At 39.3% G+C, this 14,837-nt stretch carries 14 protein-coding genes and 1 tRNA gene; 1 reads left to right on the plus strand and 14 read right to left on the minus strand.

The window, feature by feature from the left end:
- Positions 1-40: 40 nt before the first annotated feature.
- From VRHSUH10_RS03770 to moaC, 10 genes are all read right to left on the minus strand, one after another.
- Positions 41-115, minus strand: a tRNA-Arg gene (locus VRHSUH10_RS03770).
- A gap of 129 nt (positions 116-244) precedes the next feature.
- Positions 245-703: a low molecular weight protein-tyrosine-phosphatase gene (locus VRHSUH10_RS03775; protein WP_105089504.1), complete on the minus strand. Its 459-nt coding sequence runs from the start codon at positions 701-703 to the stop codon at positions 245-247.
- Positions 704-739: 36 nt separating this feature from the next.
- A complete protein-coding gene (locus VRHSUH10_RS03780; RefSeq protein ID WP_105089505.1) occupies positions 740-1,381 on the minus strand; it encodes a flavodoxin family protein in 642 nt (213 codons plus the stop codon).
- A 213-nt stretch (positions 1,382-1,594) separates the two neighbouring features.
- Positions 1,595-3,841, minus strand: a complete 2,247-nt coding sequence (locus VRHSUH10_RS03785; RefSeq protein WP_105089506.1) for an autotransporter outer membrane beta-barrel domain-containing protein — start codon at positions 3,839-3,841, stop codon at positions 1,595-1,597.
- A 150-nt stretch (positions 3,842-3,991) separates the two neighbouring features.
- Positions 3,992-4,714: a DUF4198 domain-containing protein gene (locus tag VRHSUH10_RS03790; protein ID WP_105089507.1), complete on the minus strand. Its 723-nt coding sequence runs from the start codon at positions 4,712-4,714 to the stop codon at positions 3,992-3,994.
- A 261-nt stretch (positions 4,715-4,975) separates the two neighbouring features.
- Entirely contained in the window at positions 4,976-6,787 is a 1,812-nt protein-coding gene (typA, locus tag VRHSUH10_RS03795) for a translational GTPase TypA (RefSeq protein ID WP_005385769.1), read from the minus strand.
- Positions 6,788-7,089: 302 nt separating this feature from the next.
- Positions 7,090-8,022 (minus strand): UDP-N-acetylmuramate dehydrogenase, encoded by a 933-nt coding sequence (gene murB / locus VRHSUH10_RS03800; protein WP_105089508.1) that lies wholly within the window; start codon positions 8,020-8,022, stop codon positions 7,090-7,092.
- The gene (locus tag VRHSUH10_RS03805) at positions 7,994-8,362 is read right to left on the minus strand and encodes a YlbF family regulator (protein ID WP_105089509.1); all 369 of its coding nucleotides are present in this window, start codon (positions 8,360-8,362) and stop codon (positions 7,994-7,996) included. Before VRHSUH10_RS03805 ends, murB begins: the two co-directional genes overlap by 29 nt.
- Before the next feature lie 104 nt (positions 8,363-8,466).
- Positions 8,467-8,952 carry a tRNA (uridine(34)/cytosine(34)/5-carboxymethylaminomethyluridine(34)-2'-O)-methyltransferase TrmL gene (trmL, locus tag VRHSUH10_RS03810; protein ID WP_005385766.1) on the minus strand — a complete coding sequence of 162 codons (486 nt, stop codon included), beginning with the start codon at positions 8,950-8,952 and terminating at the stop codon, positions 8,467-8,469.
- Between the two features lie 28 nt (positions 8,953-8,980).
- Positions 8,981-9,493, minus strand: a complete 513-nt coding sequence (gene moaC / locus VRHSUH10_RS03815; RefSeq protein ID WP_105089510.1) for a cyclic pyranopterin monophosphate synthase MoaC — start codon at positions 9,491-9,493, stop codon at positions 8,981-8,983.
- Positions 9,494-9,601: 108 nt separating this feature from the next.
- Between moaC and VRHSUH10_RS03820 the strand changes: the two genes are divergently transcribed.
- Complete coding sequence (locus tag VRHSUH10_RS03820; RefSeq protein ID WP_105089511.1) at positions 9,602-10,279, plus strand: metal-dependent hydrolase; 678 nt, start codon at positions 9,602-9,604, stop codon at positions 10,277-10,279.
- A 120-nt stretch (positions 10,280-10,399) separates the two neighbouring features.
- Here VRHSUH10_RS03820 and VRHSUH10_RS03825 read toward each other — a convergent pair whose 3' ends face one another.
- From VRHSUH10_RS03825 to VRHSUH10_RS03840, 4 genes are all read right to left on the minus strand, one after another.
- Positions 10,400-12,043: a VWA-like domain-containing protein gene (locus tag VRHSUH10_RS03825; RefSeq protein WP_105089549.1), complete on the minus strand. Its 1,644-nt coding sequence runs from the start codon at positions 12,041-12,043 to the stop codon at positions 10,400-10,402.
- A 95-nt stretch (positions 12,044-12,138) separates the two neighbouring features.
- Positions 12,139-13,239, minus strand: coding sequence for an ATP-binding protein (locus VRHSUH10_RS03830; RefSeq protein ID WP_105089512.1), 1,101 nt, complete (start codon positions 13,237-13,239; stop codon positions 12,139-12,141).
- 12 nt (positions 13,240-13,251) lie between these two features.
- Positions 13,252-14,058: a DUF4116 domain-containing protein gene (locus tag VRHSUH10_RS03835; protein ID WP_105089513.1), complete on the minus strand. Its 807-nt coding sequence runs from the start codon at positions 14,056-14,058 to the stop codon at positions 13,252-13,254.
- 112 nt (positions 14,059-14,170) lie between these two features.
- A complete protein-coding gene (locus tag VRHSUH10_RS03840) occupies positions 14,171-14,821 on the minus strand; it encodes a TrkA family potassium uptake protein (protein WP_105089514.1) in 651 nt (216 codons plus the stop codon).
- Positions 14,822-14,837: the final 16 nt, after the last annotated feature.

Consider the following 14,837-nt stretch of genomic DNA (forward strand, 5'->3'; position numbering starts at 1 on the left):
ACATAAAAAGGCTTCTCGAAATTTCGAGAAGCCTTTTATTTGGTGCGCCTAGCAGGAATCGAACCTGCGCACCCGGTTCCGGAGACCGGCGCTCTATCCCCTGAGCTATAGGCGCATGAATACCTAAAAATTATATCATATAACGCTATGGTTCGGTAGTATAAAGTATATACAAGCACTAGGTACGTATCGAAAAACCCCTAATATTAAGTTGTCCGTCAACTAATATTAGAGGTTACGTTTATTACATATTCACTTTAATTAGTTCTAGCAACGCATCACAGCTACGACTTACATCGTCATAGGTTTCATCAAAATTCCGAGTATACCAAGGATCCTTTACATCACGGCTTTCACCAACAAAAGACATAGCCTTGAATACCTTAGAATCTAAATCATCGCCAATAATTTGTTTTAAATTACGTCCATTATTTTCATCCATGATAATGAGGTAATCGAAGTTGTGATAGTCATCAACAGTTACTTGGCGAGCCTTACGACAAGTATAAGGAATACCCATTTCATCTAGCTTTTGCTTAGTCCCATAATGAGTATCGTTGCCTATCTCCTCACGAGATGTAGCGGCAGACTCAACGTAAATAGAATCGCTAAGTCCAGCTTTCGCAACGATATGCCTCATATAAAATTCTGCCATCGTTGAACGACAAATATTACCGTGACATATGAATAAAACCTTAACCATCATAACTCCTCTAGTAACTCAACAATCGATAAGTTATTAACGCACAAAGTTCGTAGATACTTTTTTCTCTTTATCTGTATCTGGATATGGCACACCTTGCTCCTTAGCTACAGCAAAGCTACGCATCATCCAAATCATATTTCTCGCCAAGTTGCGCATTGTTTGCATACCTTCTTCATCTTGCTTAGCATCTTCTGCTACTAGACCATGGCTAATATTCCAATATGTAGAGCCTGCAATTGGCATTTGAGAAATACCAAAGTATTTATTGAGTACATCAAAGGAAGCCGTTGTACCACCGCGACGAGCCACGGCGATAGATGCACCTGGCTTAAAGGCAAATGGATTTGGCTTTACACTTTCTGCACTAAAGAACACGCGATCTAAGAAGGATAAAATACGGCCACTCGGATGAGCATAATATACAGGTGTTGCAAAGATAAAGCCATCTGCATCCTTCGCTTTTTCTACAAAGGCATTTACATCATCATCCTTGAATACACATTCTCCATGTTCAAAACAATAACCGCATTGAATACAATCGCGAATAGGTTTATTGCCTAGCTGAATGACCTCTGTATCTACATTGGCTTCACTAAATACCTTTTGTACCTCTTGTATAGCTTGCATTGTTGTGCCATTTACATGGCTACTACCATTTACGATTAGAACTTTCATATTATATCCTCCAAACTCTTACTTAAGAAGTTACATATTAACTAGCCTTTATATACTATCACAGAAATACAAAATTGTTAAAGTCTGTCCATCACAGCAAGCCAGTTAATGTTTGCCTATTTGCCGATAAAGAATAATTCACATAGACACTTTTATATAAAAAACTCTGTAGCACCTTACCCACAAGCAACTACAGAGTTTTTATCTATTTAATTAAAAGTTATGTCTAACGCCTGCATCGATACGCCATGTATTATCTATGGTAGCACCAAAGTTTTTAGTGAGTGTGCCATATAGATATGTACTAGGACGAACGTTCCAAGAACCGCCGATTTCCGCATCAAGCCAAGTATCCTTCAAGTCAACTGTGGTTTGAACTGTTGGGTTACCTGGTGCAGAATATGTAGTATTTACCTTACCAGAGAATTCATGAGCTAGTGCTAATTTAGCAAAGATATTGGATTTTTCTGTTTCTTTACCAATACCAATGCCGATTCTACCTACAGCAGAGTTCACAGCATCAGATTTAACATGCATAGATCCGCCGCCTACAATAGTTGCATCATAGGATACACCATTTAAATGACCTAGAATAAATTCTACACTAGGGTCGATATAGAAACCATTTTGTTTTTTAATGCGTTTGCCATATTCAGCACTCAAGGATGTACCAAATGTATGGTAGTTACCATTCAAACGTTGACCACTCATAGAGTTAAGGCTATAGTCGTTGGATAATCTATTACCACGAGCAATGATATCTATATACCGACCATCATCATGTTGCTTTGTACCATATAAGGCTATACCGCCAAGCTTACCGTCGCCACTGCCGTTGGCATAAGAGTTACTAGATGTACTGTAATCTAGGGCACCGCCGAAAATCCAGCCATTGGAGGCTTTATGATCATATCCAATTTGTACGCCATTGTACGTCATATGTGCATCAGCACCATCTGTAATCTTAGATTTACCACCTATATATTTAGCCCATACTCCTTTATCTGTATTAGCTAGACGAAGATCACCTAAACGGCGTTGTAAATCATTAGTATTATTTTTCCACGCCATAACTGTTGAAGTAAGGGCAGATTTTGTGCCACCTACGAGCGACGATTCACTAGCACGAACAACTTTTGTTGTATCATCTACAACGAGATGACCTTGAGAATCAAAATGATCTGCCCCTAGGTCTGCAACAGCACCAGGTGTAGTAACGCCTTCATTAATTTGAACTGTTGTGCTAAGTTTCTTATCATTGCCTGTGTATTGTAATTTCTTAGCTAATGCTTGAATATCCTTTTTGTAGCTTGCATCGTCGATGGTATTACCGGAATGGTCGCCTAACATTGTAATATGGCTATTATCCGCCGCATGTTCAACGACGATTTGGCCTTTTTCAGCTTCGCTTGCTGGTACGCCAGATTTATAAATGGCATTCACATAGCCGCTATAATTTTGAATCGTAATAGGACGAGCATCGATAGGATGAATATTCCCTGCTGCAGTTGGATTAACACCACCTACAAGATTGCGAACCTTACTCCCCTTATATAAGTACGCTGCATTATCACCAGATTTACGTTCTTTCTTAGGTGTAGGACGCTCTATACCAATCCACTCATTATTCCAAGTTGCGCCATTTTGTAGGTAAATATCGGCACCAGAGTTATGAGGATTTTTATTGCTTTCTGCATATTCATTTAATACAGCACCTGTGAGACTAGAATTTGGTGTTGTGAAAGCTAGACCTACATTCGTCGGCTCTTCATTATGGTTTGGATCACGTCCATAATCCTTGTCGATTAAGCCCACATTGCCAACAGCAACTAATTCTTTAGAGCCTGGGTGTTTACCATCGGAACCAGCATTTACGTACACATCGCCTTCTTCCGCTACTACAGAATAGGTATCAGATGTTTCTAACGGATGTGTAATGATACGACCCCCACCATCAACGATAATATGGCCTCGTTGATTAGCTTGTAAGCCTACACCGATAGCATCAATATCTACATTACCTTTAACGTGAATATTGGTATCCCCAAAATCTCGGTCCGGATTATCCTTGCTGAGACGTGGCACCTTCCCACCGTAACCAGCATAAACAGCACTCATATAATAATGACCTAATTCTCGCTTCGATGCTGGTGCATCATTCTTTAATCGTACAATAAGGTCTTTATCTACCGTTAGTTGTGAACCAAAGCCATTATAGATGCCTGTAACGTTCTTACTTTTACCGGCCTCTGTTAAACTTTTACCATGTACATTAACTGTTAATGTATCCTCTATGTGTTTAACCTCAGGTTGCGTTTGTACTGGTGACCCCATTGTTAACCCCAGTAACTCCTCTGCTTTATCGCTAGAAACATTAATTTCTGTAGCCATTGCAGAATAAGATATACCTGTTAATACTAGTGCAGTCATCACGGCTGATACATGACGTCTAATCTTCATAATTCTCTCCTTCTTATATCATGCTTATAATACTCTCACTAAATCACATAAAATTTATAACACCTAAAAAGCACAAAAAGACCCCCTTAGTCCAACTAAGGAGGTCTTCTATTAACTCACACACTCGGTAAGTACTAAAATTACTAATTATTATTCTTCAGGAGAAATAAGGAAGGACAATGCACTAAAGTATTTATTTTGTTCCCCTTTATTTTGTGTAGGGAATGCAACTTCAACACCTACTACATTTAAGCCATCTGCTGTAACAGCTACAGTAGCTTTACCATTTTCATCTGCTTTAGCTTCACCAGTTAAATCATTTACTAAATCTTTGATAAGAGGTGCATTCGCATATGGTTTACCATCTTTAAACACTTGGATTTCATATGTATCACCTTTTCTTAATGTCAATGGATTAACAGAAGGTACAATTTGAATAAATGCATTCTTATCTACAAATGGTTTTGCTTGTGCATTCCAGTAATGAACATCATATTTGATAGCATGTGTACTCTTAACCGCACCAGGAACTTCGGTGATTGGTTTATGAATTGTTTTACCATCTTTAGTCTTAGTCCAGTAGCCATAATCAAAATTAGTTACAGTTACACCAAGGTCTGCTGGTGGAATAATAGCTACATTTTTTTCATGCTTCACAACTTGTACAGGAATTTGTTTGCCTTGTACATCATATCCAGTAATATTTTTTACCATATCTGCACTATAAGCATTATCTACAGGACCCTCACCTAATACAAGTACTTTTTCATCTGTACGGTTAGCGAAGAACACACCATGTGCATCAACAGAAGAGCATACACTACCTGCAGCTAAACCTACAGCAAATAAAGAAGCTAGAATTTTCTTATTCATAAGAACCTCCATAATCAATAACTAATTTCAACAAACTTGATATTATTATACATCGTCATGGATATTCCGTATATACCGATACCCCTATCAGCAAGACTTTATGCAAAGTAAGTATATACAAGGTTCTATATAGCAATTAATCATAAATGATAAAATTATCATCTATTTTTCATATGAATATAATAAATAGGAATATCCTCTTTGTTATATGTAATAAAAACGACGCCCCCATAGGAGCGTCGTTTTATATCACTAAGGATATTATTTTTTGTTTTTAGCAGCTTTCGCACGTGCGTTACGATCAAGGATTGTTTTACGCATACGAATGCTTTCAGGTGTTACTTCAACAAGTTCATCATCGTTAATCCATTCAAGAGCTTGTTCCAAGGAGAAGATGCGAGGTGGAGTCAAGCGTACTGCTTCGTCAGAGGAGCTGGAACGCATGTTAGTAACGTGTTTTTTCTTACATGGGTTAACATCCATATCAAGTTCACGAGTATTTTCACCGATAACTTGGCCTGCGTACACGTCTTGGTTAGGACCAACGAACAATGTACCGCGATCTTGAACAGAGTTCAAGCCATATGGAGTAGTTTCGCCATTTTCAAATGCTACCAAGGCACCGCGTGTACGGGAAGGAATTTCGCCTTTGTATGGTGCATAACCATGGAATACATGGTTCATGATACCATTACCTTTTGTAGCTGTTAAGAATTGTGCACGGAAACCGATCAAACCACGTGCAGGAATTACGAATTCCATACGAAGGTAACCAGCTAACTCAACCATGTTAGTCAATTCAGCTTTACGTTGACCAAGATTTTCCATTACAGTACCCATGAATTCTTGAGGTACGTCGATAGTCAATGCTTCTAATGGTTCGCACAATTTGTCGTTAATAGTTTTGAAAATTACGCGAGGTTTACCTACTTGTAATTCATAGCCTTCACGACGCATAGTTTCGATCAATACAGCCAAATGCAATTCGCCACGGCCAGATACTTTGAAAGCATCTGCAGAATCAGTTTCTTCTACCTTCATAGAAACGTTAGTTTCTACTTCGCGGAACAAACGATCGCGCAAGTGACGGGATGTAACGAATTCACCTTCACGGCCTGCGAATGGAGAGTTGTTTACAGAGAATACCATGGACAATGTTGGTTCGTCGATGGAGATGGATGGCAATGCTTCAGGATTTTCAGCATCTGCTACTGTTTCGCCGATATTGATATCGTCGATACCAGCGAACGCAATGATATCACCCATTTCAGCTTCGTCAGTTTCAACACGGTTCAAGCCATTGTATGTATATACACGACCGATTTTCGCTTTACGAGTGCTTTCACCAGTCATGATAGCTACTTGTTGGTTAGGTTTCATTTTACCGCGAACGATACGGCCTACTGCGATTTTACCGATGAAGTTATCGTAATCAAGTGTAGTAACCATGAATTGAAGAGGACCTTCCAAATCACCTTGTGGTGCAGGAATTTCTTCGATCAATGTTTCAAACAATGGTTCCATATTTACAGCTTCGTCATCCCAGTTAGTTTTAGCCACACCAGCACGAGCAGATGCGTATACTACAGGGAAATCTAGTTGGTCATCATCAGCTTCAAGTTCCATGAACAATTCAAGAACTTCATCTTCAACCTCTTTAACGCGTTGGTCAGGACGGTCGATTTTGTTGATAACTACGATTGGTTTCAATTTTTGTTCTAAAGCTTTACGCAAAACGTATTTAGTTTGAGGCATTGGACCTTCATAAGCATCTACGAGAAGCAATACGCCGTCAACCATGTTAAGTACACGTTCTACTTCGCCACCGAAGTCAGCATGGCCTGGAGTATCAACGATGTTGATTTTAATGCCATCATGCATAACAGCAGTGTTTTTAGACAAAATAGTAATACCGCGTTCACGTTCCAAGTCGTTGGAGTCCATTACGCGTTCTGCTACTTTTTCATTTTCACGGAACACATGGCTTTGTTTTAATAACGCGTCCACCAAAGTAGTTTTACCATGGTCAACGTGGGCGATAATCGCTACATTTCGAAGATTTTCGCGAATCATAAGATCCTCCCTTTAATTCTTTCAGTATATTCTATATCATATAACGCTTGTGAAAGTCGCTATATAGGTATATTCCCAAAATTGGCAACACTTAATTATAACGTAGTCTATAGAAAAAAGTCAAAGAAGTATAGGATTTCTAATCATGGCAATTTCTACATTTGATTATACTTTTGAGTCATCTTAAGGCCAAATTAGCTACATAAGCATATGGTATTAAAAAAGATTTCTTATGATACCTTGCCTCAAATAAGATAAGAGGAACGTCACATAAGAAATCTTGTATTAATATTTAGTTTGTATTAATCTTCACCAATCATACGTACTTCTGGCTCCAGATGTACACCATGTTGATCATATACGCGTTTTTGTACTTCTTTAATAAGATCAAGTACATCTTTAGCTTTAGCATTGCCAGTGTTGATAACAAAACCAGCATGCTTATGAGATACTTGTGCGTCACCAACAGATAACCCTTTAAGACCTGTTTGTTCAATCAAAGTACCTGCAAAATACCCTGGTGGGCGCTTAAAGGTTGAACCCGCGCTAGCATACTCTAAAGGTTGTTTAGATTCACGCTTTTCTGTGAGCTCATCCATGCGAGCCTTAATAGCATCCTTGTCGCCAGGTTGTAACGTCATAATAATCTCTCCAATAACCTCATGGTTATCGTGGAATACGCTATGACGATATCCAAAATCTAAGTGAGATGCATCGTACTCCTTAATATTGCCCTCGAAGTCTACAGCTAGTACTGAAGTGACCACATGGCTCATTTCCCCGTCATAAGCACCTGCATTCATAAATACAGCACCACCAAGTGTACCTGGAATACCAATGGCAAATTCAAGGCCAGATAGTCCGTTTTCCCAAGCAAATTCAGAAGCATCTTTTAACATATAACCAGAACCAATGCATAATACATTATCATTGCAATCCATGATTTGTGTCATATGTCGAACCGATACGACAGCACCGCGAATACCACCATCCTTCACCAAAATATTGGAGCCGCAACCGATAACAGTTACAGGCACTTTGAGTTCATGAATGGTGCGTAGCGTAAAGCTCAACTCATCCATCGTTGTAGGTTCAATAAATAAGTCAGCAGGACCACCAATTTTAAATGTCGTATGATGACAAAGCAGTTCCTGTTCTCGTACACGTGTACTAGGTAATTTCTCTAATAAGGCTTCTTTTAAGGCCTTAATGTTTTGGTTGTTGTTGTTCGCCATGATCTAACACTTTCATCCCCTCAGTGATTGGTTCGCTAATGATTTTATAAATATCATTAGAGATTTGGCTCCAACGCATTTGTGCTTGTAAATAAGCAGCCGCTGCAGCATTTTCTTGAATTTGAGGCATCATTTCCTCTTGTTTCTTTTGCAATTCATCAGCTTCTGGTGCACCAGACAACTTCGCGTATTCCCATTGCATTTGTTGTGCCATAAATGTGCGTACCAACGCCGCTGCTACTGCGTCAGCTTTCAAAGCTTCTTGAGCTGCCATTAACTCTTTGTACTCTTCGGATTCACGCATAGCGTGAGCTAAATCATGAGCTTTATCGTAGTTCATAATATCCTCCTCTAACAACACCTGTCAAAATACTACCTCTCATGTAGATTGGGTAGGATTTCTAACATATATTTATTGTATATATCTCAATGGTGAAAGTATATTTATTTAGGTTGAATCCAGTTGCCTTCGGCTTTAAGATCTGGATAATCAAGTTGGCGCATAGCTTCATACGCAATAATGGCTACCGCATTAGATAAGTTTAAAGAACGCGCCTCATCTACCATTGGTATGCGAATGCATGTTTCTTCAACACCTTCTAATAAGCTTTCAGGCAAGCCTCTTGATTCAGGGCCAAATACGAGCATATCTCCGATTTCATACTTTACCTCGGAGTGGGTATGCTTTGCTTTTGTAGTAGCGTAGAAATATCTGCGATCAGGATATTTCGCATACAACTCTTGAATATTTTCATGTACCTGTACATCTACCAAATGCCAATAATCGAGACCAGCTCGTTTCACGTGCTTATCGTCGATAGAAAAGCCTAGTGGTTTGATTAGGTGCAATGTCATGTGATTAGCGGCGCATAAACGCGCTATATTTCCTGTATTGCCAGGGATTTCTGGCTCATAAAGTACTATTTCCATTTTCGTTCCCCTATTCTTTATATCTATATTATTCTACAAAGGAACGCACAAAATGTCCACTTTTACCGCCTTCTTTTTCTACGAGATAAGTAGGGCCCATAATCATCCCTTTATCGATGGCCTTACACATATCATATACAGTGAGTAACCCGACTTGAACGGCCGTAAGAGCTTCCATTTCAACGCCAGTTTTCCCTGTCGTTTTAACGGTGGCACGAACCTTGACAGCCTTATTATGATTTTCGTCAGTACAAGCAGGGCTTTCACCATCTACTAAGGTGCAATGTACCTCAACCTTTGTGAGTGCCAATGGATGGCATAGAGGAATTAAATTACTTGTTTGCTTAGCCCCCATAATAGCGGCCAATTGCGCTACACTAAGGACATCGCCCTTTTTCATAGTGCCTGCTGCAATGCGCTCATAAATGGCATCATTGATAGCTATAAAACCCTCTGCGACGGCTGTACGAGAGGTAATATCCTTATCGGATACGTCTACCATCCAAGCATTGCCGTCTTGGTCAAAATGTGTTAAATCCATAATATATCCTTACTAATTCTGCATAAATTATCATCAATAGTTTTATTTTCATTTATTATATTATACAATAGAATTAAGATTTATATGTATAAGGAAGGAAGTGTTCCTATGAAAACAAAACTAACTTATTTCGGTCACGCTTGCTTTATGCTCACACGCGGTGATGTATCCATGATTTTCGACCCATTCTTAACAGGTAATACATGGGACAAAGCTAAAAAAGAAGATATTAAATGCCAATATATCTTTGTTAGCCACGGTCACGATGACCATTATGGCGATACAGAATTCATCGCTAAAGCAAATGATGCACTCGTTATCTCTACTGCAGAGGTAGCTGCTAAAGCAGCAGCTGCTGGTTGTCGTACACACGCTATGCATTTAGGCGGTAAATTTGACTTTGAATTCGGTTCTGTTCGCATAGTACCAGCCTTCCACGGCGCAGGTATCCCTGGTGGTCATGCAGCAGGTTGTATCGTAGACTTCTACGGAGATATTGTATACTTCGCAGGTGATACAGCACTCTTTAGCGATATGAAGTTGTTGAATCGCTTTGGCGATATTGACTACGCTTTACTTCCTATCGGCGATAACTTCACGATGGGCGTTGAAGATGCGGCTCTTGCTGCTTCTTATGTAAAAGCGCGTATCTCCATTCCAATTCACTACAAAACATGGCCTGTTATCGACCGTGAACCAGGTGTATTTACAAGCTTAGTTGAAGGCAAATATAATCAAACAGCGCTTATCATCGATCCAGGTTCCTCTATCGAACTTAATAGCTAATGTAATAGAATTTTGATTACATAGAAATGACGCAATTCCAATGAATTGCGTCATTTTTTATATTCTTTTAAAGATAAGCCCTATTACAAATTCAAGATATATTCATATAGAAAATAAGGTCTATACCTCTTGATTTGCCATGGAGAAGCCCCCACGATTAGACATGCGTACGAATTCGTCTATATCCTGTGTTTCATCTACACCTACATAGCCTAACTCTCTAACCATACCATATGGATTATGAAGGGACAGTTGAGGATTTTCCCCTGTAAGAACCCATAGTATCTTATAGCCTTTTGGAGCTTCGCGTAAACGTTCCTCTCCTTTACCATCTGTAAAGTATACTAGCAAATCGACACGATTCTGATTGGCTAGTGAAAACACTGGAGAAAAAGCGGTAGCACCGCGCACATCAAGGCGCGGTTTCACATCTTTTACAGACTCCATCGTATAGGTGCGGCGCACCTCGTTATCACATTCTACAACAGTAATACGATGATTATAGGCGTGTACAATTTGCAGTACTTGCTCTAATGCGTTCGTAAACTCTGTATCCGTAATACTACCACTCATATCAAGAGCGACCCATACATTGGCCTTATATTGGCGCAAGGTACCAGATAACTCTAAGCGTTCAGGCTGACGACGATTGCGACGCATCGTCGTTTTTTTATACCCACTCGCGACCTTCCCCATCAGCTTTTTAAGGTAGAAATACCATGGCAAAGCACGGCGCGTCTTCTGGAATGTATCGATAAGACTTTTAACATACCCTTCCATGTCCCCTTTTGAGGCCTCATTGATATAGCGTTCTGTAATTTGGTCCATCGTATCTGTATCAATGGAATCAGATTCGTCCCAAATATCATGGCTAGTTTGAGGATCAAACTCCATAGCCACAGCCGTATCAGAATTGTCTACTGGTACAAAGAGTTCAGGTTTTTCCTTCATTGCCTTATCAATGGCTTTCGCATAGTACTCAATGGTGCGGAATCGTTTGAGCATCAAGCCAAAACGTTCATTTACATTGGCTACAGTAACCGCATCACGATCCACATGTTCTAAATAGTCGTTTACTACCATGTCCATAGCCATATGTACAGCAGTTTTATTGAAGCTTTGACTCAACGCTTTTACCCGCATCAAGTGTGCGGAAATGATATGAAGAATTTCACGCTTAATACCATCCTTCATTACATCAGGCGGTTGGCGTAGTAAGATAAAGGGATTTACATATAATACATAACCACCTTGCTTTAGGTTAATACCAAAGGCACTGGTCATGTCAAAGCGAATGCGATGGCCCATTTGTAAATAGAAATAGCCAAAGAATTGGTCCTCTTCAATTAACAAGCTATTCACATCATGTAGAATATTCCATAACCGTTGCTCATAAGCAGGTGTCATGACAGCTTGTTGCATAACAGCAAGGTCTGTACCTTCTATCTGCATCTCATCTAAAGCACGGCCTATAGTTCCTATATGACTATCTGACATATTGTGATTCATCATATCTGCTGCTATGCGTTGTGGTTCCATGCTATGATGTTGTGCTTCATAACTATCCACATAGGCTTCGTAAGCGGCATAGATTTGCGTATATAAGGCCTCTGACTCACGATGAATGCGCTCTCGCTTTGCATGCCATCGATCAAAAGCATCGATAGCCTTTTCATCATAGGACCCTGTTTTCTCCCACCCATCTATATGGGTGAGTAAATCAGAGGCATCGCGAATATCGTCCTTATCTAAATTTCGTTGCATCATTCCACCTCCTTTTTCTTTCCAAACTATATGTTAATTACCTTATGTTATTTATACATTATTAGGTAAAACCATGATTACCTATCTAAATAGACTTACTTTTGTGCTTCAAAGAAAGTATCTACGAATAAGTCATCTTCAATGGCATAGGCGTAAACACGTTCGTATGTATTACGTAAGTCTTTCATAACTGCTACGCGTAAATCACCAGGATACAATGTAAGGAATTTAATGAAATGATGAACTTCTTCGGCATTACTATTTCGATTTAAACGATGCAACATATTTTTAGCCGCTACATATAAACGAGTTGGGCTTTCACCTTTAACCTGTTCAGCCATAGACATAATAGCACCTGGTTTTTGAACCGCCGCCAATACATCATCAAAGGTAATAAGTGGTTCTTGATCGGACTCAACAAAGTTTACGAAAGCCTCCGCAATGAGTTTACCTACGTTACCGCGGATAACATTCATGAATACTTCGCGACTATATGCTGAGCCTTCTTGATTTTTATAAATTGTATATAACCCAGATACGCGTTCAAAGGAACGTGGTGTAGCATCAATGTCATCCTCATGACGTTGATTTAAGTATTCTGGATAGGAAGAAATAAATTCGATAACCTTTTCCTCAATGCCCGCGCCGATAGCCCAATCAATCCATTGCATGTAATCAGCATTCATATAGAGCCATACAAAACGGTTTTGTTGTGCCGGGTCCATATCAATTGTTTGGTAGTCAAAGGAATCCTCAGGGTTCATAGCGGCGATAATGCGCACTTGGTCGCTTAAAGAGAAGCCATTAATTTCACGATTCAAGATAAGGTTCATTAACTCTTGTTGCACCGCATGTTCTGCACGATTAATTTCGTCGATAAACAGCAATACTTGGCGCCCTTTATCTACAGCTTGTGCCACATGTTCCAATGTATGATGCACAGCATACACCGTAGTCTTTACGGAATGCGTATTACCATGACCATCTGTATGTGTTACAGACTCTACAGTTGGCAAACCACCAATTTCACCTTCTTTTAAGAGGTTACCATCGATTGTTACCAATTCCCAGTCATGCTCAACGGCTACACGCGCCGCAAGAGATGTTTTACCAATCCCCGTTTCACCAACGAGCAAAGGTACTTGATTAGCAGCAAGCACTAACTCTACGCTTGCCATTGTATCTATAAAGTTCATTGTATCTCCGTTCTAATATTTCAAATATTCACTAACTGCAATTTTCTTAACAGCTCGAGTTCCATAAGCATCTATAAGTGACAATAGATCGATAGGCCATTTAGATTGACGACCTCCGATAGCTTTATTGTTGATCAATTCACGAATATAGTCCTCATCAACTGTATCACTAGTGATAGCGCTAATAATGATTGATTTAATTTCGTCTACAGTGACGCCTAAATTATTTGGTATATATCCTAGTGTAGCAGCACTTACACTGAATAGGTGTAATGCCAAATCTTTAGTAAGCTTTGTGATTTGTCGCATTGCTTGTGGATCTTGTTTTACTGCTGCTTCTAGAACCGCTACGCTAGGCTCATCAATATAACGCAAGGCCAAGTAATTTTCTTTAACAGCTTGCAATTGTACGGATTCGCTGGGCTCCTTAATGTATTGCAACGCATCATAGTTGGCCTTTACAGCTTCCAGCTGTAGTTCTTCTGATGGATTTGAGATATAGCGTATAGCCCATCCAGATTGAGCGAGTGCTTGCTTAACAATCGTATCAGATGGATTATCGATATATTCTAAAACAGCCCAGTCCTTTTCTACCAATGACTGTAATAAATCCTCTGTAGGATTTTCCACGAATTGTATGGCTCGTGGTGATTGTGAAAGCGCCGTTTCAATAACATTTCGGGTAGGTTCTTTAATATATTGCAACAACATGCCATTTTGGGCTACGCAAGTAAGTTGCATTGCTTCTGTAGGATTAGGAATATTCCTAATTCCATGTGGATTATTGGTCAGCGCCGTTATATATTGTTCTTCTGTCATACTAACCTTCATTTCTATTTAAAAAGGCCATACGAACACGTATGACCTATACTGAATTCTATTTTATTGTATCACATTTTTTCGATATAATTATATTTCTTTCGTATACTTACTACACCGTTAACGCATCTAAATCAGAATTATTCCCAATTACTAATAATTTATCATCTTCACCGAGAATGGTAATTGGGTTTGGTGGAACTTCTAAATCTTCACCGCGTCTTATGCCTACTGCATTAAGATTATATTTCTCACGCAAATTAGAATCCTTTAAGTTAGACCCTACCAAGAATGTTGGCACCTTAATTTCTATGAGACTAATATTTTTAGATAGTTGTAAATAATCCATCACATGGTCTCTAGTTAAAAACTGTACAAGGCGTAATGCCATATCGTATTCAGGGTAAATCACTTGATCTACACCTATTTTATGAAGCATTTTGCCTTGTATATTATTTTCAGCCTTGGCCACAATTTTAGGTGCATTTAATTCTTTAAGAAGCATAGCTGTCATTAAATTAGCTTGAAGATTTCCACCTATAGCTACAATAACCATATCAAACTGGCTTAGGGCCAATTCTTTGATTGCCTCTTCATCGGTTGTATCTGCAACTATAGCATGTGTTATAAATGGCGAAATTTTCTGTACAACTTCTGGATCAATATCTACACCTAATACCTCATGATCCATGGAAGCTAACATCTTGGCAACAGTGCCACCAAATTGACCAAGACCTATTACTGCTATCGTTTTATGTTTCATATATGCCTCCTTTTAT

The sequence above is a fragment of the Veillonella sp. T11011-6 genome (assembly GCF_002959755.1).
In the GTDB taxonomy this organism is placed as follows: Bacteria; Bacillota; Negativicutes; order Veillonellales; family Veillonellaceae; genus Veillonella.

What these genes read in the sequence shown, in the direction of transcription:
- VRHSUH10_RS03805 (WP_105089509.1), bottom strand. Translation starts at nt 8,362, where the DNA reads ATGAACTACGATAAAGCTCATGATTTAGCTCACGCTATGCGTGAATCC.
- VRHSUH10_RS03780 (WP_105089505.1), bottom strand. Translation starts at nt 1,381, where the DNA reads ATGAAAGTTCTAATCGTAAATGGTAGTAGCCATGTAAATGGCACAACA.
- typA (WP_005385769.1), bottom strand. Translation starts at nt 6,787, where the DNA reads ATGATTCGCGAAAATCTTCGAAATGTAGCGATTATCGCCCACGTTGAC.
- VRHSUH10_RS03820 (WP_105089511.1), top strand. Translation starts at nt 9,602, where the DNA reads ATGAAAACAAAACTAACTTATTTCGGTCACGCTTGCTTTATGCTCACA.
- VRHSUH10_RS03835 (WP_105089513.1), bottom strand. Translation starts at nt 14,058, where the DNA reads ATGACAGAAGAACAATATATAACGGCGCTGACCAATAATCCACATGGA.
- VRHSUH10_RS03840 (WP_105089514.1), bottom strand. Translation starts at nt 14,821, where the DNA reads ATGAAACATAAAACGATAGCAGTAATAGGTCTTGGTCAATTTGGTGGC.
- VRHSUH10_RS03775 (WP_105089504.1), bottom strand. Translation starts at nt 703, where the DNA reads ATGGTTAAGGTTTTATTCATATGTCACGGTAATATTTGTCGTTCAACG.
- VRHSUH10_RS03785 (WP_105089506.1), bottom strand. Translation starts at nt 3,841, where the DNA reads ATGAAGATTAGACGTCATGTATCAGCCGTGATGACTGCACTAGTATTA.
- VRHSUH10_RS03790 (WP_105089507.1), bottom strand. Translation starts at nt 4,714, where the DNA reads ATGAATAAGAAAATTCTAGCTTCTTTATTTGCTGTAGGTTTAGCTGCA.
- murB (WP_105089508.1), bottom strand. Translation starts at nt 8,022, where the DNA reads ATGGCGAACAACAACAACCAAAACATTAAGGCCTTAAAAGAAGCCTTA.
- moaC (WP_105089510.1), bottom strand. Translation starts at nt 9,493, where the DNA reads ATGGATTTAACACATTTTGACCAAGACGGCAATGCTTGGATGGTAGAC.
- trmL (WP_005385766.1), bottom strand. Translation starts at nt 8,952, where the DNA reads ATGGAAATAGTACTTTATGAGCCAGAAATCCCTGGCAATACAGGAAAT.
- VRHSUH10_RS03825 (WP_105089549.1), bottom strand. Translation starts at nt 12,043, where the DNA reads ATGCAACGAAATTTAGATAAGGACGATATTCGCGATGCCTCTGATTTA.
- VRHSUH10_RS03830 (WP_105089512.1), bottom strand. Translation starts at nt 13,239, where the DNA reads ATGAACTTTATAGATACAATGGCAAGCGTAGAGTTAGTGCTTGCTGCT.